18 protein-coding genes and 2 tRNA genes are annotated in these 22,275 nt (G+C 40.7%); 8 read left to right on the forward strand and 12 right to left on the reverse strand.

The window, feature by feature from the left end; genetic code table 11:
• The first annotated feature begins 393 nt into the window (after positions 1–393).
• The 3 genes from U2718_RS14425 (at position 394) to U2718_RS14435 (ending at position 2,325) form a co-directional block, all read left to right on the forward strand.
• Positions 394–1,635, forward strand: coding sequence for a hypothetical protein (locus U2718_RS14425; protein WP_341999961.1), 1,242 nt, complete (start codon positions 394–396; stop codon positions 1,633–1,635).
• A 6-nt stretch (positions 1,636–1,641) separates the two neighbouring features.
• The gene (locus tag U2718_RS14430; RefSeq protein WP_341999962.1) at positions 1,642–1,833 is read left to right on the forward strand and encodes a hypothetical protein; all 192 of its coding nucleotides are present in this window, start codon (positions 1,642–1,644) and stop codon (positions 1,831–1,833) included.
• Between the two features lie 150 nt (positions 1,834–1,983).
• Entirely contained in the window at positions 1,984–2,325 is a 342-nt protein-coding gene (locus U2718_RS14435) for an antibiotic biosynthesis monooxygenase (protein WP_341999963.1), read from the forward strand.
• Positions 2,326–2,492: 167 nt separating this feature from the next.
• Here U2718_RS14435 and U2718_RS14440 read toward each other — a convergent pair whose 3' ends face one another.
• The 4 genes from U2718_RS14440 to murA all read right to left on the reverse strand — a co-directional run bounded on the left by U2718_RS14440 (position 2,493) and on the right by murA (position 7,522).
• Positions 2,493–4,313: a PmeII family type II restriction endonuclease gene (locus U2718_RS14440; protein ID WP_341999964.1), complete on the reverse strand. Its 1,821-nt coding sequence runs from the start codon at positions 4,311–4,313 to the stop codon at positions 2,493–2,495.
• A gap of 338 nt (positions 4,314–4,651) precedes the next feature.
• Positions 4,652–4,734: transfer RNA gene (locus U2718_RS14445), tRNA-Leu, on the reverse strand.
• Between the two features lie 30 nt (positions 4,735–4,764).
• Positions 4,765–5,643 carry a M48 family metallopeptidase gene (locus U2718_RS14450; protein WP_341999965.1) on the reverse strand — a complete coding sequence of 293 codons (879 nt, stop codon included), beginning with the start codon at positions 5,641–5,643 and terminating at the stop codon, positions 4,765–4,767.
• Positions 5,644–6,136: 493 nt separating this feature from the next.
• Positions 6,137–7,522 (reverse strand): UDP-N-acetylglucosamine 1-carboxyvinyltransferase, encoded by a 1,386-nt coding sequence (murA, locus tag U2718_RS14455; RefSeq protein ID WP_341999987.1) that lies wholly within the window; start codon positions 7,520–7,522, stop codon positions 6,137–6,139.
• Between the two features lie 476 nt (positions 7,523–7,998).
• Here murA and U2718_RS14460 point away from each other — a divergent pair.
• Both U2718_RS14460 and U2718_RS14465 read left to right on the forward strand, forming a co-directional pair.
• Positions 7,999–8,080: transfer RNA gene (locus tag U2718_RS14460), tRNA-Leu, on the forward strand.
• Between the two features lie 67 nt (positions 8,081–8,147).
• The gene (locus U2718_RS14465) at positions 8,148–8,945 is read left to right on the forward strand and encodes an RNA methyltransferase (RefSeq protein WP_341999989.1); all 798 of its coding nucleotides are present in this window, start codon (positions 8,148–8,150) and stop codon (positions 8,943–8,945) included.
• Positions 8,946–9,008: 63 nt separating this feature from the next.
• Here U2718_RS14465 and U2718_RS14470 read toward each other — a convergent pair whose 3' ends face one another.
• From U2718_RS14470 to U2718_RS14485, 4 genes are all read right to left on the reverse strand, one after another.
• Entirely contained in the window at positions 9,009–9,251 is a 243-nt protein-coding gene (locus U2718_RS14470) for a hypothetical protein (protein WP_341999967.1), read from the reverse strand.
• A gap of 245 nt (positions 9,252–9,496) precedes the next feature.
• Entirely contained in the window at positions 9,497–9,925 is a 429-nt protein-coding gene (locus U2718_RS14475; RefSeq protein ID WP_341999968.1) for a thioesterase family protein, read from the reverse strand.
• A 211-nt stretch (positions 9,926–10,136) separates the two neighbouring features.
• Positions 10,137–12,740, reverse strand: coding sequence for a carboxypeptidase-like regulatory domain-containing protein (locus tag U2718_RS14480; RefSeq protein ID WP_341999970.1), 2,604 nt, complete (start codon positions 12,738–12,740; stop codon positions 10,137–10,139).
• Between the two features lie 121 nt (positions 12,741–12,861).
• Complete coding sequence (locus tag U2718_RS14485; protein WP_341999971.1) at positions 12,862–13,686, reverse strand: P pilus assembly protein, chaperone PapD; 825 nt, start codon at positions 13,684–13,686, stop codon at positions 12,862–12,864.
• Between the two features lie 87 nt (positions 13,687–13,773).
• Here U2718_RS14485 and U2718_RS14490 point away from each other — a divergent pair, with 87 nt between their 5' ends.
• Positions 13,774–13,902: a hypothetical protein gene (locus tag U2718_RS14490; protein WP_411813287.1), complete on the forward strand. Its 129-nt coding sequence runs from the start codon at positions 13,774–13,776 to the stop codon at positions 13,900–13,902.
• A 388-nt stretch (positions 13,903–14,290) separates the two neighbouring features.
• Here the strand turns inward: U2718_RS14490 and U2718_RS14495 are convergent, their stop codons facing one another.
• The 4 genes from U2718_RS14495 to U2718_RS14510 form a co-directional block, all read right to left on the reverse strand.
• On the reverse strand, positions 14,291–14,764 hold the full coding sequence (locus U2718_RS14495) for a hypothetical protein (RefSeq protein WP_341999974.1): 474 nt from the start codon (positions 14,762–14,764) through the stop codon (positions 14,291–14,293).
• A gap of 102 nt (positions 14,765–14,866) precedes the next feature.
• On the reverse strand, positions 14,867–15,298 hold the full coding sequence (locus U2718_RS14500; RefSeq protein WP_341999975.1) for a hypothetical protein: 432 nt from the start codon (positions 15,296–15,298) through the stop codon (positions 14,867–14,869).
• A gap of 439 nt (positions 15,299–15,737) precedes the next feature.
• The gene (locus tag U2718_RS14505) at positions 15,738–16,094 is read right to left on the reverse strand and encodes a hypothetical protein (RefSeq protein ID WP_341999977.1); all 357 of its coding nucleotides are present in this window, start codon (positions 16,092–16,094) and stop codon (positions 15,738–15,740) included.
• Between the two features lie 381 nt (positions 16,095–16,475).
• Positions 16,476–17,420 carry an N-acetylmuramoyl-L-alanine amidase gene (locus U2718_RS14510; protein WP_341999979.1) on the reverse strand — a complete coding sequence of 315 codons (945 nt, stop codon included), beginning with the start codon at positions 17,418–17,420 and terminating at the stop codon, positions 16,476–16,478.
• Positions 17,421–17,647: 227 nt separating this feature from the next.
• On the opposite strand from U2718_RS14510, the gene bchH reads away from it, so the two are divergent.
• Together bchH and U2718_RS14520 are read left to right on the forward strand one after the other, a co-directional pair.
• Complete coding sequence (gene bchH, locus U2718_RS14515) at positions 17,648–21,379, forward strand: magnesium chelatase subunit H (protein WP_341999981.1); 3,732 nt, start codon at positions 17,648–17,650, stop codon at positions 21,377–21,379.
• 119 nt (positions 21,380–21,498) lie between these two features.
• The gene (locus U2718_RS14520; protein ID WP_341999983.1) at positions 21,499–22,050 is read left to right on the forward strand and encodes an alpha/beta hydrolase; all 552 of its coding nucleotides are present in this window, start codon (positions 21,499–21,501) and stop codon (positions 22,048–22,050) included.
• Positions 22,051–22,275: the final 225 nt, after the last annotated feature.

The following is a 22,275-nucleotide window of genomic DNA, read 5'->3' on the forward strand; positions in this document are numbered from 1 at the left end:
GAAATTTTATTGACATTCTCCTCATAAATCTGTTTTTGCTAAGAGTATGTCAATGTTTATTTTTCTACTTAATCTTATCATTCAAGCACATTAACTTGTTTTTTAATAAAGTAGAAAACTCAATTAAACGTAAAATCCCCGCTTCTCCAAAGAAGTCGGGGATTTGTATTTTTAGTTTATTTATATTAACTTACGTGTTTAAAATTTAACAACAATAAATGTATCGTGAGGTAATTATTTGCAAACATTTGTTTACTAACTAACAACTTGCTCAAGTTTTATTCTTAATCTCAAAAAAGAAGTAAATTTGATTGGATGTTAGACTGATAAAGTTTGCAGTCGCAATATTGTAATCAAATATCAATTCCTATGAATTGGCAGGAGGGCAGACTTATGCCATCCATTAATTTATTGGCTATTTTCAATCTCTCGAATTATTGGCGAAGGGGTGATGTGACTCTACCCTGGGAAGCGATCGCCCAAGAATTTCAAATTCCACCAGAAGAGTTAATATTAAGTGACTTGCGTGACCTTTCCCACATACCCTTAAAAGCCCAGGTTGATCGCATTGATCCCGACGATCCCAAACGGGATGTTCTGGTTTTTTGTCTATCTAGGCCTATACCACCCAGTTCAGAAAATGAAACTTTTGCCTCAGCCTTTGTCAGATTAGATCGAGGTGAGCCTATGCCTCCAGAACTAGGCGAACCATCGACAGAAGTCGTCTACGGTTCTACAGGAGAAGCACGTGGAGTCAGACTGGTAAATAACCACCTAATTGTTTGGTTTAATTTAATACCCGCACCAGAAGACAATGAGCGAAACTGGTTTAGTGGTTCAGCAACAAGCATACAGCTTGATCATCAAGAAATTCTCGACCCATTTCCAGCGGCAAGAGGTGAATGGTTAGGGCAAGATCCAGAAAAGCGTTGTATGCAGGTAGCTGAAATCCTGCTACCAGGGCCTCCCCATCCTAAATCACCTTACTATGAAGTTTGCCTATTCAATCATTCCTATCGGCTGGTATCGCAGTCTAGTGGTTCTGTAAGAGCCAGCATCACTATTGCCTCCGAACCTTTTGATTATATTGGTGCAGATCCCATTACAGGTAAGAATCGTCATCTAGTATGCGAACTTTACCGGACGATTAGCCTGTATGCTGGGGCAGATTATCTAATAGAAGAACTCTTCATCAAAGGCAAGCCAAAGGGGAAAGAAGACGAGATTCCAGATGAGCCAGAAGTGAGCAATCTTAATTTTGCCGTTCGGTACTTTGCTCATATGAACATGGGTTCTACAGAAGATGTTGAACCTGTATTCCCCGTGCCTGATTGGTTTGCTGTTGGTTCTACCGCACCCCCCTATCCAGCTTATGGTTTAGCGACAAACGTACACATAGACACGGTAACACACCCATATGAGGGAAATAAAAGCAATTTCTGCTGGCAATTATTGCCAGGTAAATATATCAAATGTCTCCACCTATTCATGCGCGGTCAAAAGTTAGGATTTGATGCAAGAGTAGGCCATGTTTGGTATGAACTCATATACAACCCTCTGAAAGCAGAGATTTATCAAAGATCTAATATTGCCAAAGCAGTCACAAAATCTAGCTTTGCATATGAGTTAAGGTAGTTATAAATGGATGCAAAAACGACTGAAATCAAACAAATTGCCACACAGTTACTAGCTGGAATGCTTGCCAATCCCCATATTTATGCCCAAACTTCTGATGATATGGGTAAAGGAGTGCAAGAGCAAGATTTGATTGTCTTGGCAATTGAAATAGCTGAACAATTAATTGAAAAGGTTGAAAACAGAAATATTGAATAGGAGGTTGCTTCAGTAATTAAAAATTAAAAATTAAAAACGATAATGTAGATTCAAGCAACATTTACACTTCAATTAAAGCGCAAGTTTCAAACAACTTAAGTTTCGAGAATCATCAGAGTCTATCAATCACACTTTGTCAAGGAGAAACATATGTCAGATTTTCACGACTGTCTCAAACATCAATATGCTTATGTTGCTGTAGGAGAATTTAAACCAGGTAAATTTGAAGAAGCTAAACAACTTTTTGAACAAGCTGTTTCAATGTATACAACAGGCTTCCAAAAAGCATACTTGCTTCAAGAACCAGGGACTGATAGAGGTATCGCTGTTATTTTTTGGGAAAATATGGGTGATATGGAAGCAAATCACAGCGAAGCTTATCAAAAAATCTTAAATAAGATGAGTCCTTTATTTGCTAAGGCTCCCACTACTTCTTTTAATGAACTTGTTTGTGAAATTTATCCAGGAAGTGTTCAACGGATTTCAGCCTAAGAACAAATAACTTGGTTTTATTAGTTTCTTGAGCGATCGCCCTAGTTGTTCAATCTTCACTACAACAGCCGATCGCTCTTTTCTAGTACCAGGGTTAAAAAATAAAATCTGTCATCGGCTAGAAAAATTTTTGATTAGAAATTTTAATAGCCATCTATAATTTTATGTTATGAATATTCTTCAGTATCTAAGGCATCTGCTAAGTCTAAAGGCTCTTCCACATCAAATCTATCTTCCCAAAATAGAGACAACTGCTCTGATTGTGGTTCTAAAACAATTTCCTCTCTCTTGGATACATAATCAACCAGTTTAACCCAGTCAATTTGGTAATTTTTCATAAAGTAACGGGTGAATTCCGCTGTCATCTCATTCACTTTTGCAGCATATGTAGCTTTGAATTGCTCGTCTTTCTTTTTCGCCTCCTCATCAATTGGCACAATTATTTCTTGATACAGATTTTCATCTCCTGAAATAAAGCTCCAGAAAGCTTGACCAGCATATTTATAGTAAATCTTATCTGGTTCTTTATCATCCCTCAAAGGTTTCTGGTCTTTACCATACATACAACCATTGACGGCAATAATGTCACTTGTTACTCCTCGCTCACGCAAAATTTCTTTTGCTTTCTTAAAATTATCTTTCATTTTGTTAATCTGGTCAGAGTTTCCCCAGTTAGTTCCAGATTTAATACCTACAATGTAATAGACGTTATCACGTTCAAATTCTAAATCTATACTCTTCAATTTAGACTTAAATCCATTATATAAACTTGAAGATATATGTATAGCAAAACCCTCTAGCAAATTTCCAAAAATGGTTTCTTCTTGAGAGGATAGATAGGCATCAACTATACTTTTTACGAAATCTCCAGCAAGCTCTATATTCTTAGCTTTGAACAGATAAGGGTTTTTACGTCTAAGAACATCTTTAAGCTTAAGCTCTCTTAAACTCTTAAATCTCTTATCATAAAAAGGGGTAAGAACATTCCTAAGAAGATAATCATCATAAAGCTGATAGTTTGAGTTTGTCATATTGGCATGATTAGGTCTTTCATCCTCTGAGCTTGACTCTAAAAGTTGCACATTAGCTTGTGCCTGCTCAATATTAAAAGCTGCTAACATAGCATATTCTTCTTTGATTTCGATGCCAATGTAGTTTCTACCTAGCTCCTTTGCTGCCATACCTGATGTACCAGAACCAAAGAAAGGATCAAGCACTATATCCCCTGGTTCAGTGAACAATTTAATAAACCAAGAAGGAAGAGATTTAGGAAAAGTTGCACTATGATTTTTGTTACCACACTCGGTTGCTAGATGCAGAACATTAGTTGGATAAGCCATCTTACGGTCTAACCAATTTGATATGTTCTTACCAAAACCACTTTCAACTTTGGAATTATCACGTATTTTATCTGTATCACTTAAGTTCCTAAGACGAGACTTAGCCCAATCACCCATAGGAACCATAACTCTCTCTTGATACATTTTGAATTTTTTCTGCTTATTAAACTGTATACAACGTTCCCAAGCATCACGAAAACGATTAGACCATTTTCCAGGGTAACAATTCTTTTTATGCCAAATATATTCCTCAGTCCATAACCAACCTTGTTTTTGCATCTCTAAAATCAAATGCAAAACATACGGATGTCTTTCTCCGTTAACAACTTTTTCTTTAATATTGAGAATAAAAGAACCATCTTCTTTAAGAACTCTTCTGAGTTCGCAAGCAATCGGAATAAACCAATTAACATACTCATCTGGACTAATTCCACCATATGTTTTTTTACGACTATCTGCATATGGAGGTGAAGTAATAACTAAATTAATAGTCTCAGAGGGTATTCTCCTTAGTATATCTAAACAGTCACCAATAATTATTTTATTATGCCAATTTTGTCGGGTATCTGTGTCTAGTAAACCCACATCCTGAACAACTATTTCATTTATTTCAGTAAGTACACTACTATTCAACTTTGCTTCTACCATCTATCAAGACTTTCCTATGTCAATTAGTAGTATAACTTTAAGCATATAAGTATTAACTCTAGACTTCGTACTTGCAAAAGCTTAAAATCAGTAAACAAGCTATATCTATCAATATTGAGCTTAATTTTAGATAGCCTACTTATCAAAAAAAATTGTAGGATTCGCAACTCTTGCTAATCTGCTAAACCCTTTTCATCGGGACTTATCTTGTAAAATATAGCTGTCTATTTATCTATCAAAACTAATTCGTTTTTACAAGTAATCGCAAATATTACTTTTTTGATAGGCAGGAGAAGAATCGAACTCCTGTGGTTTCAAGCAAGTCACATTTTAAGTTATGCGGGTGGTCAGAGTCGAACTGACATGGGTTTAATCCCGGTAGATTTTGAGTCTACTGCGTCTACCATTTCGCCACACCCGCATTTAAGAGCGCACTTTAACCGTGGTGATTTTACCAGTTTCGCCACCCGCCCTTATTTGCAACTTCACTATTATAATCCATTTTTTGTTTTTGCAACAACAAGTTTTCATATTCTTTGCTGCTTGCCCAGCGATCAATTTCCCGCGCTCGTAGCACTGGTACTGGATGAGTTAACTGGGCTGTGCGGGCAGCTTTGACCATTTCTCCTATTTCGCTCTTGCTGATTTCATCGTAAGCACGAGCTTGGGCAACAAAAGCATCTAAGTTCAGTTGGGGTGCTAGAGTAGGTGAGCCACCAGTAAGCTTCATCAACACTGACATAACTGCTTTGGGGTTTTGGGTAGCTAACAATGCAGCGCGATCGCAAGTAAACTCTGCACAGCGTACCCATTCTAATAATTGTGCCTGTAGGGCTTGGGCAACAAACGCGCCAATGTTGGGCAAAGTTGCCGCTGCTAGTATCAATATATTTACTGGTGTTAAGTAAACACTGTGGTCACACTTGAGATGTCCCAATTCATGGGCAATTACCGCCTGAGTCTCCTCTGGTGTAAGCATATCAATTAGAGAAGTATGTACCACAATAAAAGGCTGCTTACCCCGCATGGCAAAAGTGTAGGCGTTAGGAGCCGGATGCTGTCTTATATATAGTTGGGGCGGCTCCATATCTAGAATTTGGCAGGCTTCCAGTAATAACTTATGTAAATGGGGTAGTTGCTTTTCACCCACCAAAATACTTGATGCAATATTTTCTACATAAAAAACCTGCTCCGCTACAGGCCCCAACAAACTCCTAACGATTGCATCTATGCCAGGGATCTGCTTCAGCGCTTGAGTTGCTTCTAAGTCTAGGGGGTGACGAAACGAGTCTGCTTTTAGACCAATTAGCGGAATTTTGGAGGAGAACATGACAAGGCCAGTTGGAAACGACGGTACTGTAGGTTTGGTTATCAAATCAACCCTACAAAGCTAGTATAACTAGAACAAATGAAAGAAGATTGTTAGTGGTTAATAGCTAATAGCAAAACAGCAATTGTACAGACGCAATTAATCACGTCTGTACACACTAAATTCGGTGTTGCTGAATAAGGGTATGATTGAGGCTGACGCGGGGACGCAAAGACACAAAGACGCGGGGATTATGGTTGATGCAAATTCCAAAATCATCCCGCAATTATGCAACGCCCTAAATTCTATATGAGTGGGTTTTGCTGATTATATTTCGGTTAAAACCGATAATGTATCTTCAAAACCCGCTTCTACTGATTTTCTAGCGTTGCTGATGTTATATATGAAAATAATTTTGCGTCATGCCAAAACCCTTGCTCAGACGCGAGATATCGCATCTGGGTATTCGGGGATTTATAGCGCGATTCAGCAACGCTGATTTTCTTTTCCTGATCTACCTTTTAGGAGTAATTGATGGTTCGGGGTTAACAGCAGTGGGCGAGACTTCTGTTTCTGCGACAGTAATGGACGTGCGCTTGATTTTTGCTCCCAACTGTTGCAATTTTAAATCCAGGCGATCGTAGCCGCGATCCAAATAGCGCAGTCCTTGAATAGTCGTTTTGCCATTTGCTGCCAAACCAGCTACTACTAGAGCGGCTGCTGCTCGCAAGTCAGTGCCAATGACAGGCGCACCAGATAAAATTGGCACTCCTCTTACAATGGCAGTGTTACCTTTAACACGAATATCTGCTCCCAAGCGATTCAACTCAGAAGCATGGCGCAAGCGGTTCTCAAACACGGTTTCGTTAATCAGGCTATCGCCTTCTGCAATAGATAGCAAAGCCATGAACGGCGCTTGCATATCAGTGGGGAAGCCTGGATGAGGCATGGTTTCAATATCTGTTGCTAACAGTCTTTCGGCTGGCAGAACTCGTAAGCAGTTGGGTGATTCTTCAATCACAGAAACGCCTATATCCCCCAATTTAGCAATCACTGGGAGCAAAGCATCTGGTGCGACTTGCGAGAGAGTGAGTTCTGAACGGGTGATGGCTGCTGCGACTAAAAATGTTCCTGCCTCGATGCGATCGGGAATAATACTGTATTCAGTAGAGTGTAATTTGGGAACACCGATAATAGAAATTTTACTAGTTCCAGCACCGTGAATTTTCGCCCCCATCGCTATACAGAAATTTGCTAAATCGACTACTTCTGGTTCGCGGGCTGCATTTTCGATAATAGTTTCCCCTTCTGCCAGAGTAGCTGCCATCATTAATGTTTCTGTGGCTCCTACACTAGGAATATCTAGATAAATTTTTGCTCCCTTAAGTCGGCGGCTGTTTCCAGGGATATAGGCATTACAGATGCCATGCTCAATTTGCACCTCAGCCCCCATTGCTTGCAATCCCCGGACATGAAGATCCACGGGTCTTGCTCCAATGGCACAACCACCTGGTAGCGGCATCTGTGCCACTCCTAAGCGCGCCAAAATTGGGCCGATCGCAAAAAAACTTGCCCGCAACTGAGTAACCAGCTCGTAGGGGGCCTTGGATGATGTAAAGTCGCTAGCATTAATGTCTAAAATATCTCCATTTCGCTGCAAGCGGACACCTAAAGCTGATAAAACTTGACCCATCCGCTCTACATCTACCAATAAAGGTACATTATGGATGCGGCAGTCACCCGAACAGAGCAACGCTCCAGCCATAATTACTAGTGCTGAATTTTTTGCCCCGCTAATTTGTACATGACCTTGCAAACGATGCCCACCCCAGATTTGCAAGACTGAGGAGTCTGCAACAGGTGATAACTTGGCATCTGGTAAGCTATTAGAAGAATTAATAAGCCGCTCCTCCGAAGAACTATAAAATTTACAAAATTTAAGTTGGTTTCGATTCTACAGTAAAGATTTAATTTGTCTACATTATTGCATTACATCTGTAAGCGCCATACTGTATGTTGAGATGGCAGAGAGACCATTCCTTGATGAAAGCCTTGTTGTATATAGATTTTTCCGATCAGAGAGAACTAACACACCTGATCTGGCTCTAGCAAAAGTCAATACTCAGTAAAGGGAACTAGGGACTCGTGACTGGGGACTAGGAACAAAAGCGAAAAATTATGGAAGGGGCTTTAAACTCCTCCCAAATTTTGCAATATCCCTCGGCACCCAGTCCTCAAAATCAGATTTTGACTCCTAACTATTTATGTTCTTTTGTATGTTTTGTTGAGTTCTCTAGTTGACAAGCATGGAAGTATTGCTTGACGTCATGGGCAATTTAAGCGATAATACAAGACGGTCAATAAAAAGACCCGCTAGCGGAACTGGCGGAATTGGCAGACGCGCTAGATTCAGGTTCTAGTGCCGCAAGGCTTCCGGGTTCAAGTCCCGGGTTCCGCATCTAAATTATGAAGTAGAAATTATGAAAGTCTTTATAGTTCATAATTTAGCATTCATAATTCTTTTGATGTTAACTTCTTTACAGAATCCTTTAGTTAAACAAATTAGAAAACTCCATTCTGCAAAAGAACGGCACAAACAGGAGTTGTTTTTATTAGAGGGTACGCATTTATTGCAAGAAGCCTGTGCGGTGAATTATCCGTTGGTTGTAGCTTGTTGTACTCCACAATGGCAAACAGTTCATCCCCAGCTATGGCAAGAAGTTCAGGAAAGATGCGATCGCACAGAAGTTGTAAGCGAGGAAGTAATGGCAGCGATCGCTACCACAGTAAATCCAGATGGGATAGTAGCAACGGCAAAACGGAGCGATCGCTTTCCTCAAGTATTGTTTACTGGTTTGGTACTGGCTTTAGAAACAGTTCAAGATCCGGGTAACTTGGGTACTATCATTCGCACAGCGGCAGCGGCTGGTGCATCTGGATTGTGGCTGAGTGAAGATAGTGTAGATTTAGACAATCCTAAGGTATTGCGTGCCACAGCCGGACAGTGGTTTCGCCTGCCAATGGCGTTAACTCTCGATTTAAAAGCAACTGTACAGCAAGCCAAGCAAGCGGGAATGCAAGCGATCGCAACTTTGCCCAGCGCAACTTTAACTTACTGGGAAGTAGACTGGCGTAAACCAAGTCTAATTATATTGGGAAACGAAGGTGCTGGGCTGTCGGCAGAATTAGCAGCGATGGCAGATTTACAAGTAAGAATACCCCTCAGCCCTGGGGTAGAGTCTTTGAATGTTGCGATCGCCGCTGCATTAATGTTATATGAGGCACAACGGCAGCAAAGAGAGGGAACAGGGAACAGGGGATAGGGAATAAGGGAAACGGTGACACGGTGACAAGGAGAACAGCTAATGACAAATGACCAATGACTACTAACTATCAGCTTTTTCCTTCTCTTGTAAATATTGCTCAATATCAGCAACCGCGTCTTCCCAAGCAGCTAAATCCATTACAGAGGTATGATCAGTGAGCTGATCATCATTAATACTATCATCTGGCAATTTTGGTGTTTCTTCTTCTGCTGAATTTTCTTGCAATATATGTTGCAGTTCGCCAAGGGATTGCTGAAAATCTTTAGCAGCAGCTTGGCGCTGTTCGTGCTGACTTTGTTCCATAGCTTTGATTTTAAAATTTAAATTGATTTGCGAAAGGTGAGCAGCCGTTTCTATAAATTTATATCTTGCAAATTCTACATCTAACAGCTTACTTTTGTATAAAATTTACATATTAATAAAATACCACTTAAAAAAACGCTCTCTTCTTTTAGATCTATGAAATTGTAACTATTAGCGTCATCGGCACACAAGGGAAGGAATAACCATATTAGACAGCGTTTGTTGTATGTGGAAATTTTTAACTACTAACTAGTAGTTAAACCTGAGTTTTGCACTTGCATAAATCTATCTAGTAACAGATTGGGAATTGGGCGCGGGCGCATTGATTTAACGTCCACCCATACCCATAGAGCCTCTGCTGTTACTAATAAATCTTCTTGGTTTTGTTTCCGAATTTCGTAGCGTCGTACAGCACGAGTACCGCGCATTTGCTGTAACCAGGTAGTAATTTCTAAGGTATCACCTGCTACAGATGGACGTAGATAGTCAATTTCTACCCGCCGCATCACAAATGCTCCTCTCAATTCCCGGTAGACATCGAAGGTAATGCCTAAGTGTTCTGAGTGTTCAATTGCAGCTTGTTCTAGATAATTTTGGTAAACTGCATTGTTGACATGTCCGAGAGTATCCATCTCATAATGTCGAACCCGGAGTAAAGTGTGGAATTTTTGCATAGATGATTTGGTATTTGTATGCTTTTTCTATATTAGTTGCCTCACTTTTTGAAACAGCGACAAAGTTAAGTAGTTGGGCAAAATTAAATTTATCCGTGGAGATAGGGAACAGGGTGAGGGAGAAAAATGTGTGTAATTAATTCTGTCTGAGTACTTAATATGAGTAATTACATTTCCAATTAATCTCTTTGAGGAATCTACACTATAAGATTTAAGGTTGCTTGATATTCAATTCTTGGAATGCCTCTGAAGAGTCTTCAAGTTTTAAACTCCCGGCTAATTTACCGTTAACTAGCAATTCGTAGTCACCTTGTTGTAAACCTTCCAGATAATACACTCCCGCACCGTTAGTAACGGAAAATTTGCGTTTTCCTGTACCTGGTTGCATCGCTTCTAGTCTGGCACCAGCAACAGCATTACCTTGGATATCTGTAACAACTCCAGAGCGAGTGTAGGAGCGGATTAGCGGTATCATTACAGGAGTGTAACTGCCAGCAACTACGTCAATAGCCAAGGAATCAACAGCAGTTTGCCAATCAGGTGGAAAGCCAGCAGGATCGAGATCCAGGCGATATCCTCCTGGTACCAGACGTACATAAACGCGATCGCCTTGGATATCTGGTTGCAAAGACTGAATTGGTTTGTTATTCACTACCAACATTGTCCCCAAATTATCCGTATAAACTTTTTCTCCTGCATCATGTTTACCGTTATTGTTGTGATCAAAAAAGGGTTGAATCGACAAACCACCTTGGGTACGGAAGTAATTAGTACGCATATCCCCTGGCACGATGCCACCTTGCAAGTTTAAGTTAGACACTAAATCTATACTGAAAGTTGGTTGATCGGAAGTTAAGGAGATACCTTGATAAAGTCCCCGCACCATCATACCTGGTAGTACTGTTGTTCCCACAAAGGCAACTATGCCATTACCCTGGGAACCAATCCCATAGCCTAGTTGAGCTTCCCACAGATAATTACCATCAATTACCCGTTGTGGGGAACGATATCGCCAACCCAAGGCAAGCAAATTATCATCGTCATTAAGATTGCGAGTTTCGTAATTTAAAAGCAATGAATTTCCGGTAATACCACTTTGAGAGAAGTTGTAGCTTAATTCCGAAAAAGTACCAATTTCACTGCCCTGTTGGTTCAGTTCCATCTTGCCAAGACGTTGTAGTAAATTCCAGCGCCAGTGATTTTCTGTATTCAAGCTAGTACGGGCAAAGGTAAAGAAATTTTTACCGCTAAAGTTAAGTTGCACTCCACCAGCTGTAGCATCGCGACTGTCAGTAGTAGCAAATAGGCTAAAACCAGAAAACACATTCCAATTAATGTTAAAACGATTAGAAAGAAAATCGTTCGTAAATACAGCACTAAACTTGGAAGATGGTTCATAACGAATGTCTGCAATTACATCCAATTCGCTGCCTCCAAGTGCTGAAACTGCTACCTGTAAAGGAAAATTTGTCGGACGATAAAATACTTCTGCCAATCCTTGCAAAGATTCGTCGTATACTCCTCCTAACCCTACTGTCAAGTTTTCCGATAAACCAAAACGTCCAGCTATTCCACCCCGAAACTCAGAAAATTCACCCAAAAAACTTTCATTTCCAACGAATTCCCGTTGCCACCCACCAGAGCCAACCCAAGCAAAAGCACCTGCCGGGATTTGTCCTAAGACTGTAGAAAATGTCGCTTCCCGAATTTCGGGTTGTGCTGTCAGTCGTCCTTCAGGATAAAGTAAGACACGGTAGTTACCACCAAAGAATTGGTTATCATTTTTGATGTTTTCAAAACGGTAAGTGCCAGAAGAATCAACTAAAACTTCGGTAATTACCCTGTCACCAAAAGCTGGCATTAACCGCACTAAAGTACCTGGTTTTGCCTCGCCAGTAATCGTGCGTCCAATTTGGGCTGCCTGCAGGCGTTGGCGGGGATCTGATACACTACCCCCAAAGGGTTGGGGAGGTGCAAATCCTTGACGTTCAATGAAGGTAAAACCCCAGTAATCGCTAGATTCCTGACTTTGCCAAAAAGTTGGATGGGAACCGATAAAATAATCTGTTCGGTTGGTTTGTCGTAGATATTCTGCCTCTGCAATATTCCAGGTTTGTTGATTTTGTAAGTCTTGTTGATTGACACGAGTAAACCATGAACCACCCGCAACTGTACCAACAGCAAGGAAATCTCCTCGATAATTGGTTGATGAACTAGTAGTACTGCTAGCATTAGCTTTTTGTTCAACTGCTGCTACATTAAGACTCCCTGGTTTAAGATGTGGCAATCCTTCTAAAACTATCGGAGTATCTGTTAGTTCGGTTTGTTGGTTAGATTGATTTAGCCAAGGTATTTCCAAAACAATAGCGTATTCTTGAATATCAAATTTCCCTGCTACCCCAAACAGTGTTTGTAAATCTGCAATGGAAAATACTAACCCTAATTCTGAATCCGTGCGAAGTTTTTTCGGATCGATACGCGTCACAACTCCAGGCGATCGCACTTCCAATTGACCATCTGCTAAAGTAGTGACATTTAATTTCAATGCCTTAATTACTGCTTCATAGGGCAAAAGCCAATTTTCAAAATCAATTGCTTCAGTTCCATTTTCTTTCCCCCGCACTAACATACTGGGAATCACATTCCGTTTACCCACATTTATACCTACAGTTATGAGGCTAAATTCATCTAAGTTTTTTAGGGTTTCGGAAGTAGCAACAGGAGTATTAGCTCTTGCTGGTGTGATAATTATTTGCCACCTCAGGGCGATCGCTGCTAGCAAGTAACTACTAACTATTAGTGATTTATTTAGCATATTATTACAATTATTAAGTAAAAACACATAAAAAGACGTTGATAATTAACGTCTTTGTAAGCTTATTATTCCCAAAAGCTAGTGTGAAGCTCAGGATGACTTGTAATATTTATAACAAAAGTTATTTCTTTTCCGAAGTAGTGGTTGATGCCGGAATCGTCACATTCACATTAAATGGGAGTTTACTTTTTTTGTCATTCTCACTCCATAACAACTCACCACTAAGTTGATATTGACTGGGAGCAAGGTTTTCTTTGCCAGGATAATTGAATACTAAGTTGCGATCGCTTTCAGCAACAACAGCAGTCGCATCTACTTTGCCAGTTTTTACAACGGTTTCCCCACGACGTAAAATCCAATTTATACTGGGACGAACAGTAGCTTTACCACTGTTGCGAACTAATAGCTGAATTTGCTTTTGCCGTGTATTGAAACTGGCATTATCTACCGCTAATTTCGGAGCAACATTACCTTTACGGACATAGAAAGTCACACCGATGCGTGTTGCCAAAGTAACATTATTGCCCGCACTATCCTTAGACTCATTCAGAGTTTCGTTGAACACAACAGCTCGATATTCACCTTCAGCAAGATTGGGGGCTAATCTACCGATTAGACGTATCCGCCGACTTTCTCCTGGTTTAATAGTTAATTCGCGCGGTGAGAATTGCAGATATGGAGTAAGATTATTGGGGCTGGTGGTAGGTAAGGTTTGAAATCCTGAATCTCGGCTATAAGTAAAAGGTTCAGCATAGACACGAACACGAGAGGGATTACTGCTAGTATTTGTAATTGTGATCATACCTTGGGCTTGTCCGCGATCGGCTTTAGCTTCAATGACTAACGGAGAAATGCTCATTTGTGCAGAAGCTTTACCGGAAAACAAAATTAGGCTGGAGAAACAAGCCCCAAAAGCAGCTTTAAAGAGCCAAGTGTTACGAACCATATCTAAAGTTAGGGCACAATTGTAAATTTAATTCCGTATCTATAGTTCCCAGGAGCAAGCAAACTTCCTTTATCAACAAATAAATTTATGACAACAGGAGTGGTTCCTACAGGTAAAGATAATGGCGAACCACTACGAGAATTAGTTGAACCACCGTTTGCAGTTTCTACTGTCACAAGAGAAGATACAGGCTGGAAAGCTGGCCCGGCAATCTGAATAGGCTCGGATACACTTAGATTAACAGGCTCTTCACAGTGAACAGAAATTTGCGTAGGAGAGCCCCCAGCGGTACTAAAACTTACTAACTGAGTTGGCAAAGTTCCACCATCACCTACTAACTCGCCAGAGACAGTTTGAGAAAAGATACAAGTCTCAGTAGTTTGAGCATAAGCATTGCGCGTTAGAACTACAGAAATCGTTAGTATAAAAATTGAAATTAAGACCAAGCGAGGAAACATTTAGAACTTTTTTGAAGGTAACTGTATTTTGAATGCAATCATGGCTATTAGATTTAAGTATTAAAAATAACATAGTAGAGCAGGCAATGCCCACCCTACTGATACCATCTTAGATTTTGTATGCTAAAACTCAATTTACAAGACCGTTACGGCGTCACGGTTAACGTTACTTTGTAGTCATAAGTACCAGGAGTTAGAGGGCTACCTTTGTCTGCAATCATATCCACGTTTAGCATCATTGGACTACCAGGTGGGAGCATCAGGGGAGAACCATCAGTAGCATTAGTTGAGCCAAATAGTGAGTTAACCATCGCGTCTGAAAATATAGGAGTGAAGTTAGGACCTCCAGTTTGTACAGGTTGTGATACTGTAAGCTGAGAAGGAGCATTACAAGTAACAGAAACTTGACCAAATACTCCCTCAGAATAGTTACTAGCTAGTGTTGTTGGATTAGAAGGTTGATTTACTCCCAAACTACCGGGTGTAACTTGCCCAAAATTACAAGCACCAGTAACAGTTCCGGTAAAAGGAACATCAACAGTTTGAGCCATTGTCTTGGGAGCAAGAGCAACGCTACCCACAAGTATTAAAACGGCTGTTAATAAAGAACGACGAATCATATGCAAAATTTCCCAAAATAACGAGGTAAATCTTTTGATCCACAGGAAAATCAATTATGGAGTCACAGTTAAGGTGACAACGCAAGTGTAAGTTCCCGGTGGTTAGACATCCGGGCGCTCAAGCAACATAGCCACCTCTAAATTGGTATTACCCTCAGGTAAAGTAGTACTTCCACCACCAACATTGCTGCTCACGCTAGTTGAATCAAATTTCAGAAACCCAACATATTTTGTCCCAACTGGATCGGGTATTGCCCCGGATACAAAGCGGGGAGGCGAAACTGTAATGGTAACAGGTGTGTTGGTTTGCACACTAAGAGTGGCAGGTGTCTGTGATTCCAACTTTGTCGGAGCTTCACTAGAATTAGTGGGAGTAGTTGGCTCTGCACTACCAGCGATAGGAGTACTAAAAGTAGCTTCAACTGGAACAGTACCGCTAAAGGGAACATCAACACTTTGAGCTAATACAAAGCGCTCAACAGCTAAAGCGCTTGCCAATATCAAGCTAGAGGTTAACGTCAGGCGGTAAAGCATTAGCAAATTATTAAACTTGAAAGATGTTGTCCCATATTTATTGGTCAACGCTTACTGATACTTTAGCTATAAAAAAATACTACTGCTTCAGTAGATATACAATATTAATTTCCTAAATAAAATCTAAGTGAGTTCACTGGAGCAAACAATATATATAAAATTTTTGTAAAAACTTAAAAATATATCTAAAATTGTGAGTGTTAAATTATACTAGAGTGAGCTATTAACTCTTGCTGAGGCGATCGCACTTGAGCCAAAGCAGTGACATTGCCATTATCAACTTTGAACAATACACATCTCCCAACTTTTTCAAGCAGTTGGGGATTTTTTCACTGTTATGTCTAAAAAGTGATCGCGTGATTTCGAGTGTCAAGTGGTAAGTGATCGCTTTTTTACAATGCATGGTTCAACTTTATCTATCCATAAAAAATACCTATAATTAAGAATGATGGACTTCTTTGCCCTGACTCAAAACCTTAAATTCATCTTGATTTAACGAGACTAAAATATCATCAGAGTCTATTTGGATCAGCCAGCGTCCACTCATCTGCCCACCTGATAGTTTCTCCAAACCCCAGATTATTCCTACTTTTCCAGCTACATACTCTGGAAGCAGGATTAAAACTTTATCTCCAACTTGAATACTGTTTGAGTAGTGCAACAAAGTTCTAATACCAAAGATTGTTAAAGAGGAACTTTTCTCAATAAATTTTAAATAAACCACCAACTTTTCATTCCAATTAGAGCTAAGTTGGAGATTGGCTATTTCTATGAAAATTTTAACAGGTTGTACCAACTATCTTGGTAAAAAAGTCTTTCTAAAGATGAGAGTCTATTTTTTTTCATACCAGGGTTCTACCACATAGTGAAAATGAAGTTTTTTAGATTCTACCCTTTTAAGCCATTCAAAATACTGTCATTATAGGTCTAAATGCTTGACTTTTGAGAGTTTATGCAACCACAATAGAGCAAAGTTTAGCTTTTTCTGAGCGGCTTGTCCTGCTCCATAAGATAGAATTTAAGCCGCTTACCTTTAAATACTAAGATTTTGAGGGGACTGATCCGTTAGTGATTAACAAGGAACAGGCAACAGGGAATCCTTTATAATTACGTTAGCGCTGTGGTAAGGTAGCACTTTTGGTAGGTTTCTCCTGTGCAAACGACTAATGACTAATAGTTAACCAATTAACTTCTGCCATGTGTTAGGGCCAATAATTCCATCAGCAGTCAATCCATTTTGCTGTTGATATTTTTTTACGGCTGTCTCCGTTTGTGGGCCATAGACACCATCTATATCAACAGCTAGACGGTATTGCAAGTATCTGATTGCAACACCACCTGCGTGATTCACTCTAATTATTCGTTTCGCCAGTATTTGATTAATTGCATTCCATGTATTTTGATCTGCGGTTCCAGTCTGCTTGATATCTACAATTCTCTGGAATTTTTCTATTGCTGATCGCGTTCTGGGGCCGTTTGCTCCATCTTCTGCTAACGATTTACCATCTTTGTCAGTGATTTTCAGTCGATTTAAAGCTTTTTGCAGCCTCTGGATTGTGACATCTGGATTTTGTTCTTCGTCTTCTACTGGATCAACAGGAGTATTGTCAGGTAATTTTCCAGTTAAACCTTTGACGATCGCATTTGCCATTGCTTCTGGATTATACAGAGCCATATCTTTTTGCGAATCAATAAAACACCCTTCGACTAAAATTGCAGTCATATCTGTATTTCTAACTACGTATAAGTGACTGCCATTCTTAACACCACGATTAAAAAAGCCTAATTTGACTATTTCATTTAATACAGATTTCGCTATTTTTCTTCCTGCATCACTGACTGCAAAGACTTCTGTACCATTGGCTTGACGGTTAAAAGCATTAAAATGAATGGATACAAAAACCTCGATATCGCTAGCATTAGCCTTTGCACATCTTTTTCTCAGAGAATCTCCTACTGTACTGGCACTTGTTGGTTTGCATTCAACAACTTGATGTCCTAATGCTTTTAACTTTGCTATAACTCTATTACCAACATCAATAGTCAAATGATCCTCAAATTTTATCCCTCTGGCTCCAGTATCTGGAGGACAATTATGCCCGATGTCTATTCCATATTTCATTGGATTCTCCCTCACTTATTAGCCAGAAAAGAGGCGCTCTATTTTACTCTTTGGGTAAAGTCATTGTAAATATTTAGTTCATATATTGTCAAAAAAAGCACATAACTAATATAACTACTTTCATCTGTGATCGCCTCTCGATCAAAAGCTATTAGCCATTAGTAATTAGCGATTAGCAATAGCGTCAATTAAAATCAAGATGAAGAAATATTTCTTAGCTCTGGGACATGAAACGTATCGTCTTGATTGCAGGATTTGAATCTTTCAACGCCGACTTGTATCGAAAAGCGGCTGATTTGGCGATCGCTAGTTGTCCGGAGTTGGAGATTCGGGTATTTAGCGATCGCGATATTACCAGCAAGCGGGCTGAAGTAGAAGCAGCACTCGCTGGTGCTGACGTATTTTTTGGCAGCCTAATATTTGATTACGATCAGGTATTGTGGTTACGCGATCGTCTTGCGAATATTCCCATTCGTCTGGTTTTCGAGTCAGCATTAGAATTGATGAGTTTCACCAAATTGGGAGCCTTTAGCATTGGTGATAAACCGAAAGGAATGCCCAAACCAGTGAAATTTATCCTTGACAAATTCAGTCAAGGACGAGAAGAAGACAGACTTGCTGGTTATATAAGTTTTTTAAAGATAGGGCCAAAACTCTTAAAATTTGTGCCAGTGCAAAAAGTCCAAGACTTACGCAACTGGTTAATCATTTATGGTTATTGGAACTGTGGTGGAGCGGAAAATGTAGCTGCACTCTTCTGGACACTGGCAGAAAAATATTTAGGTTTGAAAGTTGGTGATATTCCCCCACCCGTTGAAACTCCTAATATGGGGTTACTTCATCCCGATTATCAAGGGTTTTTTGAATCGCCACGTGAGTATTTGGAGTGGTATCAGCAGAGGAATGAAGAGGACGCGGGGAGTGTTTTTGATAGATTCTCTGCGTCTTCTCCAGTTGTTGGCATTCTCCTCTACCGCAAGCACGTCATCACCAAACAACCCTACATTAATCAGCTAATTCGCCGTTTTGAGGAAGCAGGGTTAATCCCCTTACCTATTTTCATCAACGGTGTAGAAGGACACGTTGCTGTCCGTGACTGGATGACAAGCGACTACGAAATTCAGCAACGCCAAATCGGAAATGTAGAAATTGCCTCTCTTTCCAATGAGGCAGTAAAAGTGGATGCGATCGTCTCAACTATTGGTTTTCCCTTAGTAGGGGGGCCTGCTGGTTCTATGGAAGCGGGACGGCAAGTGGAAGTAGCAAAACGCATCCTCTCTGCTAAGAATGTCCCATACATTGTTGCTGCTCCTCTTTTAATTCAAGACATCTACTCTTGGACACGCCAAGGTGTCGGTGGTTTACAAGGTGTTGTTTTATACGCTTTACCTGAGCTTGACGGCGCAATTGACACTGTTCCCCTTGGTGGTTTGGTGGGAGAAAACATTTATTTAGTTCCCGAACGGGTACAACGCTTAATTGGCAGAGTGAAAACCTGGATTAATTTGCGGCGCAAACCTGTAAATGAAAGAAAAATAGCGATTATTCTCTATGGATTTCCGCCTGGTTACGGTGCGGTGGGAACAGCTGCATTGTTGAATGTACCGCGCAGTCTCTTGAAATTCCTCCAGGCACTCAAAGAGCAAGGTTACGCGATCGCTGATTTGCCCGAAGATGGGGAAGAGTTGATTCGTGCAGTCAAAGAAGCGGATGAAACTTTAGATAACGCAGAGACACAAAGAAGGGGGGACACGGAGAGTCTTCTTGAAAACTTCCCCGCGTCCCCGCGTCTCTGTGTCCCCGCATCTGTTAATGTCCGCACCCTCGAAAAATGGCTAGGATATCTCCGCACCTCGCGCATTGAAAAGCAATGGCAATCTCTCACGGGTACTGGGATTAAAACCTATGGTGATGAATTTCACATTGGTGGTGTGCAGTTGGGGAATATCTGGATAGGTGTGCAGCCACCACTGGGAATTCAAGGTGATCCGATGCGCTTGATGTTTGAACGAGATTTAACGCCCCATCCCCAATACGCTGCTTTCTACAAATGGCTGCAACATGAGTTTCAAGCTGATGCCGTAGTTCACTTTGGTATGCACGGCACGGTGGAATGGTTGCCGGGTTCACCTTTGGGAAATACGGGTTATTCTTGGTCTGATATTTTGTTGGGAGACTTGCCTAATTTATATATATATGCGGCAAATAATCCTTCCGAATCGATTTTGGCAAAACGTCGCGGTTATGGGGTGTTAATTTCCCACAATGTACCACCCTACGGTCGAGCAGGTTTGTATAAAGAATTAGTGGCGCTGCGAGATTTAATCTCAGAGTATCGAGAAGATCCAAAGAAGAATTATGCTTTAAAAGAAGCTATTTGCAAAAAGATTGTTGATACTGGTTTAGATGCGGATTGTCCGTTTGAGGATGCTAAACGTTTGGGAATTCCTTTTACTCCAGAGAATATTCGGATGTTTAGCGCTCATGCTTTTAATGATTATCTAGTGAATTTGTATGAGTATTTGCAAGTTCTAGAAACTCGCCTGTTTTCTTCTGGGTTGCATACACTTGGTGAAGCGCCGAATCAGGAGGAAATGGCGGCGTATTTGGAAGCTTATTTTGAAAATGAACCGCAAAGACGCAAAGAAGAGGAGTTGGAAATTCAGCAGTTGTTAATGCAAACCACTGATGAATTAACAAATCTTTTGCGGGGTTTAAATGGAGAGTATGTTCCGCCTGCTCCTGGTGGTGATTTATTGCGGGATGGGGCTGGTGTGTTGCCTACAGGTAGGAATATTCATGCTTTAGATCCTTATAGAATGCCTTCTCCGGCAGCATATGCACGCGGACAGGAAATCGGTCGAAAAATTATCTCTCAGCATCTGGAAGAACACGGTGATTATCCGGAAACGGTAGCGGTGATGTTATGGGGATTGGATGCAATTAAAACTAAGGGTGAATCGCTGGGTATTCTCATGGAGTTGGTTGGTGCTGAACCCGTGAAGGAAGGGACAGGAAGAATTGTTCGGTATGAATTAAAACCTTTAGCAGAAGTGGGACATCCTCGGATTGATGTGTTGGCAAATTTGTCGGGGATTTTCCGCGATAGTTTTGTGAATGTGATTGAGTTATTGGATGATTTGTTTCAACGAGCAGCCCAGGCGGATGAACCAGAGGAGCAGAATTTTATTAGAAAACACGCTTTAGCTTTGCAGACGCAAGGGGTAGAAAATGTATCGGCAAGATTGTTTTCTAATCCGGCGGGTGATTTTGGTTCTTTGGTAAACGATCGCGTTAACGATGGTAACTGGGAATCTGGTGAGGAGTTGGGCAATACTTGGCAAAGTCGCAATGCTTTTAGTTACGGTAGGCAAGATAAGGGACAAGCTAGACCAGAAGTGCTAAAGACATTGTTGCAAAAGTGCGATCGCATTGTCCAAGAAATTGACTCGGTAGAATACGGTTTAACCGATATTCAAGAGTATTACGCCAATACAGGTGGCTTGAAGAAAGCGGCAGAAAAAATCCGTGGGAAAAAAGTTACAGCTAACTTTGTGGAAAGTTTCTCGAAAGATACCACACCCCGCAAGTTAGACGATTTGCTGCGCATGGAATATCGTACTAAGTTGCTCAACCCCAAATGGGCAGAAGCAATGGCAACCCAAGGCTCTGGTGGTGCTTTTGAAATTTCTCAACGGATGACGGCGTTGATTGGTTGGGGTGGCACTGCGGATTTTACTGATAATTGGGTATACGACCAGGCAGCAGATACGTATGCTTTAGATCCAGAAATGGCAGAGAAATTGCGAAAGGCAAACCCAGAAGCCTTCCGCAATATTGTGGGAAGAATGTTAGAAGCCCATGGACGCGGTTTTTGGCAAGCGAGTGAGGAGAAGTTGCAAAAGTTACGCAATTTATATGAGTTGACAGATGAGGAATTGGAAGGAGTGGCAATCTAAAAAAATCTCGCAAACCAAATTAATTTAGCTAACCTGGTAGATATGCTTTCTCGAATAGTTAAATAACACTTGAGGATTTTTGCCCATGTGCGCTTTGCACTACCAGGGAGTTCGTTAAAATGCAAATTTTTCTACTTCTGAATCGAATCAGCAGATGGAAATTTACGACATTGCTTAGTAAGACAGTAGCTTTAGGAGTGGGTGCTAGTGTTTTACTCTCAAGTACTAATGCTAACGCTGCGGAACAGGTAGTTTTAAAGTATGGTAATTTTCGGGGGCCAGTCTCTGTTAAAGAATTAACTCAATTTGTAGAAACTGGCAAGACTACCCCCATACTAAAAGCTTATCTGCAAACCGCCAAACAAGACCCCGCATTAGCTCGAAAGGCTCTGACGGCAGGAATCAAGGCCGATCGCGGCTTTTTAAATAGTATAATGTCTAGCTGGGCAGGGCCAATTTTGGTCAGTCAAGTAGGTGAGGTAGTTCGTCCTCCTGATAAACCATTAGACAAGCAAGCACTACATTCCGCTTTGAGTGCATCTATTAGTCAAAGTGGTGAAGTTACCTTACTCGGAGCAATTCGTAACTATCCTCATGCTTCTGTGGAGATACACGGCGATCGCCTCATCCCTGTTTATGAACGATTAAGTAACCTGGCGAAAATCTTCTAAGGGCTATTTAACGGCTCCTAGTGTTGAGTAAGCGGTGATTATTAACCTGTACTAAATAAAATCACCGCTTAGTGAACTGAGTACCTAAACTAAAGCTTTGAGAGCGGCAAGTCAAAATTCTGGATATGGCGATCGCATTTCACTCTAGGGATGAAAAAACGAGCGATCGCCTTATTTAATGTCGTGTTATATGGGTATGGCGACATTGGGGTAGAAGCTTGTACT

The sequence above is a fragment of the Chlorogloeopsis sp. ULAP02 genome, from assembly GCF_038404745.2.
Taxonomy (GTDB): Bacteria; Cyanobacteriota; Cyanobacteriia; order Cyanobacteriales; family Nostocaceae; genus Chlorogloeopsis.

What these genes read in the sequence shown, in the direction of transcription:
- U2718_RS14470 (WP_341999967.1), bottom strand. Translation starts at nt 9,251, where the DNA reads ATGGAACAAAGTCAGCACGAACAGCGCCAAGCTGCTGCTAAAGATTTT.
- U2718_RS14485 (WP_341999971.1), bottom strand. Translation starts at nt 13,686, where the DNA reads ATGGTTCGTAACACTTGGCTCTTTAAAGCTGCTTTTGGGGCTTGTTTC.
- U2718_RS14490 (WP_411813287.1), top strand. Translation starts at nt 13,774, where the DNA reads ATGACAACAGGAGTGGTTCCTACAGGTAAAGATAATGGCGAACCACTA.
- U2718_RS14435 (WP_341999963.1), top strand. Translation starts at nt 1,984, where the DNA reads ATGTCAGATTTTCACGACTGTCTCAAACATCAATATGCTTATGTTGCT.
- bchH (WP_341999981.1), top strand. Translation starts at nt 17,648, where the DNA reads ATGAAACGTATCGTCTTGATTGCAGGATTTGAATCTTTCAACGCCGAC.
- U2718_RS14500 (WP_341999975.1), bottom strand. Translation starts at nt 15,298, where the DNA reads ATGCTTTACCGCCTGACGTTAACCTCTAGCTTGATATTGGCAAGCGCT.
- U2718_RS14520 (WP_341999983.1), top strand. Translation starts at nt 21,499, where the DNA reads ATGCAAATTTTTCTACTTCTGAATCGAATCAGCAGATGGAAATTTACG.
- U2718_RS14430 (WP_341999962.1), top strand. Translation starts at nt 1,642, where the DNA reads ATGGATGCAAAAACGACTGAAATCAAACAAATTGCCACACAGTTACTA.
- U2718_RS14475 (WP_341999968.1), bottom strand. Translation starts at nt 9,925, where the DNA reads ATGCAAAAATTCCACACTTTACTCCGGGTTCGACATTATGAGATGGAT.
- U2718_RS14450 (WP_341999965.1), bottom strand. Translation starts at nt 5,643, where the DNA reads ATGTTCTCCTCCAAAATTCCGCTAATTGGTCTAAAAGCAGACTCGTTT.
- U2718_RS14480 (WP_341999970.1), bottom strand. Translation starts at nt 12,740, where the DNA reads ATGCTAAATAAATCACTAATAGTTAGTAGTTACTTGCTAGCAGCGATC.
- U2718_RS14425 (WP_341999961.1), top strand. Translation starts at nt 394, where the DNA reads ATGCCATCCATTAATTTATTGGCTATTTTCAATCTCTCGAATTATTGG.
- U2718_RS14495 (WP_341999974.1), bottom strand. Translation starts at nt 14,764, where the DNA reads ATGATTCGTCGTTCTTTATTAACAGCCGTTTTAATACTTGTGGGTAGC.
- U2718_RS14465 (WP_341999989.1), top strand. Translation starts at nt 8,148, where the DNA reads ATGTTAACTTCTTTACAGAATCCTTTAGTTAAACAAATTAGAAAACTC.
- U2718_RS14440 (WP_341999964.1), bottom strand. Translation starts at nt 4,313, where the DNA reads ATGGTAGAAGCAAAGTTGAATAGTAGTGTACTTACTGAAATAAATGAA.
- U2718_RS14510 (WP_341999979.1), bottom strand. Translation starts at nt 17,420, where the DNA reads ATGAAATATGGAATAGACATCGGGCATAATTGTCCTCCAGATACTGGA.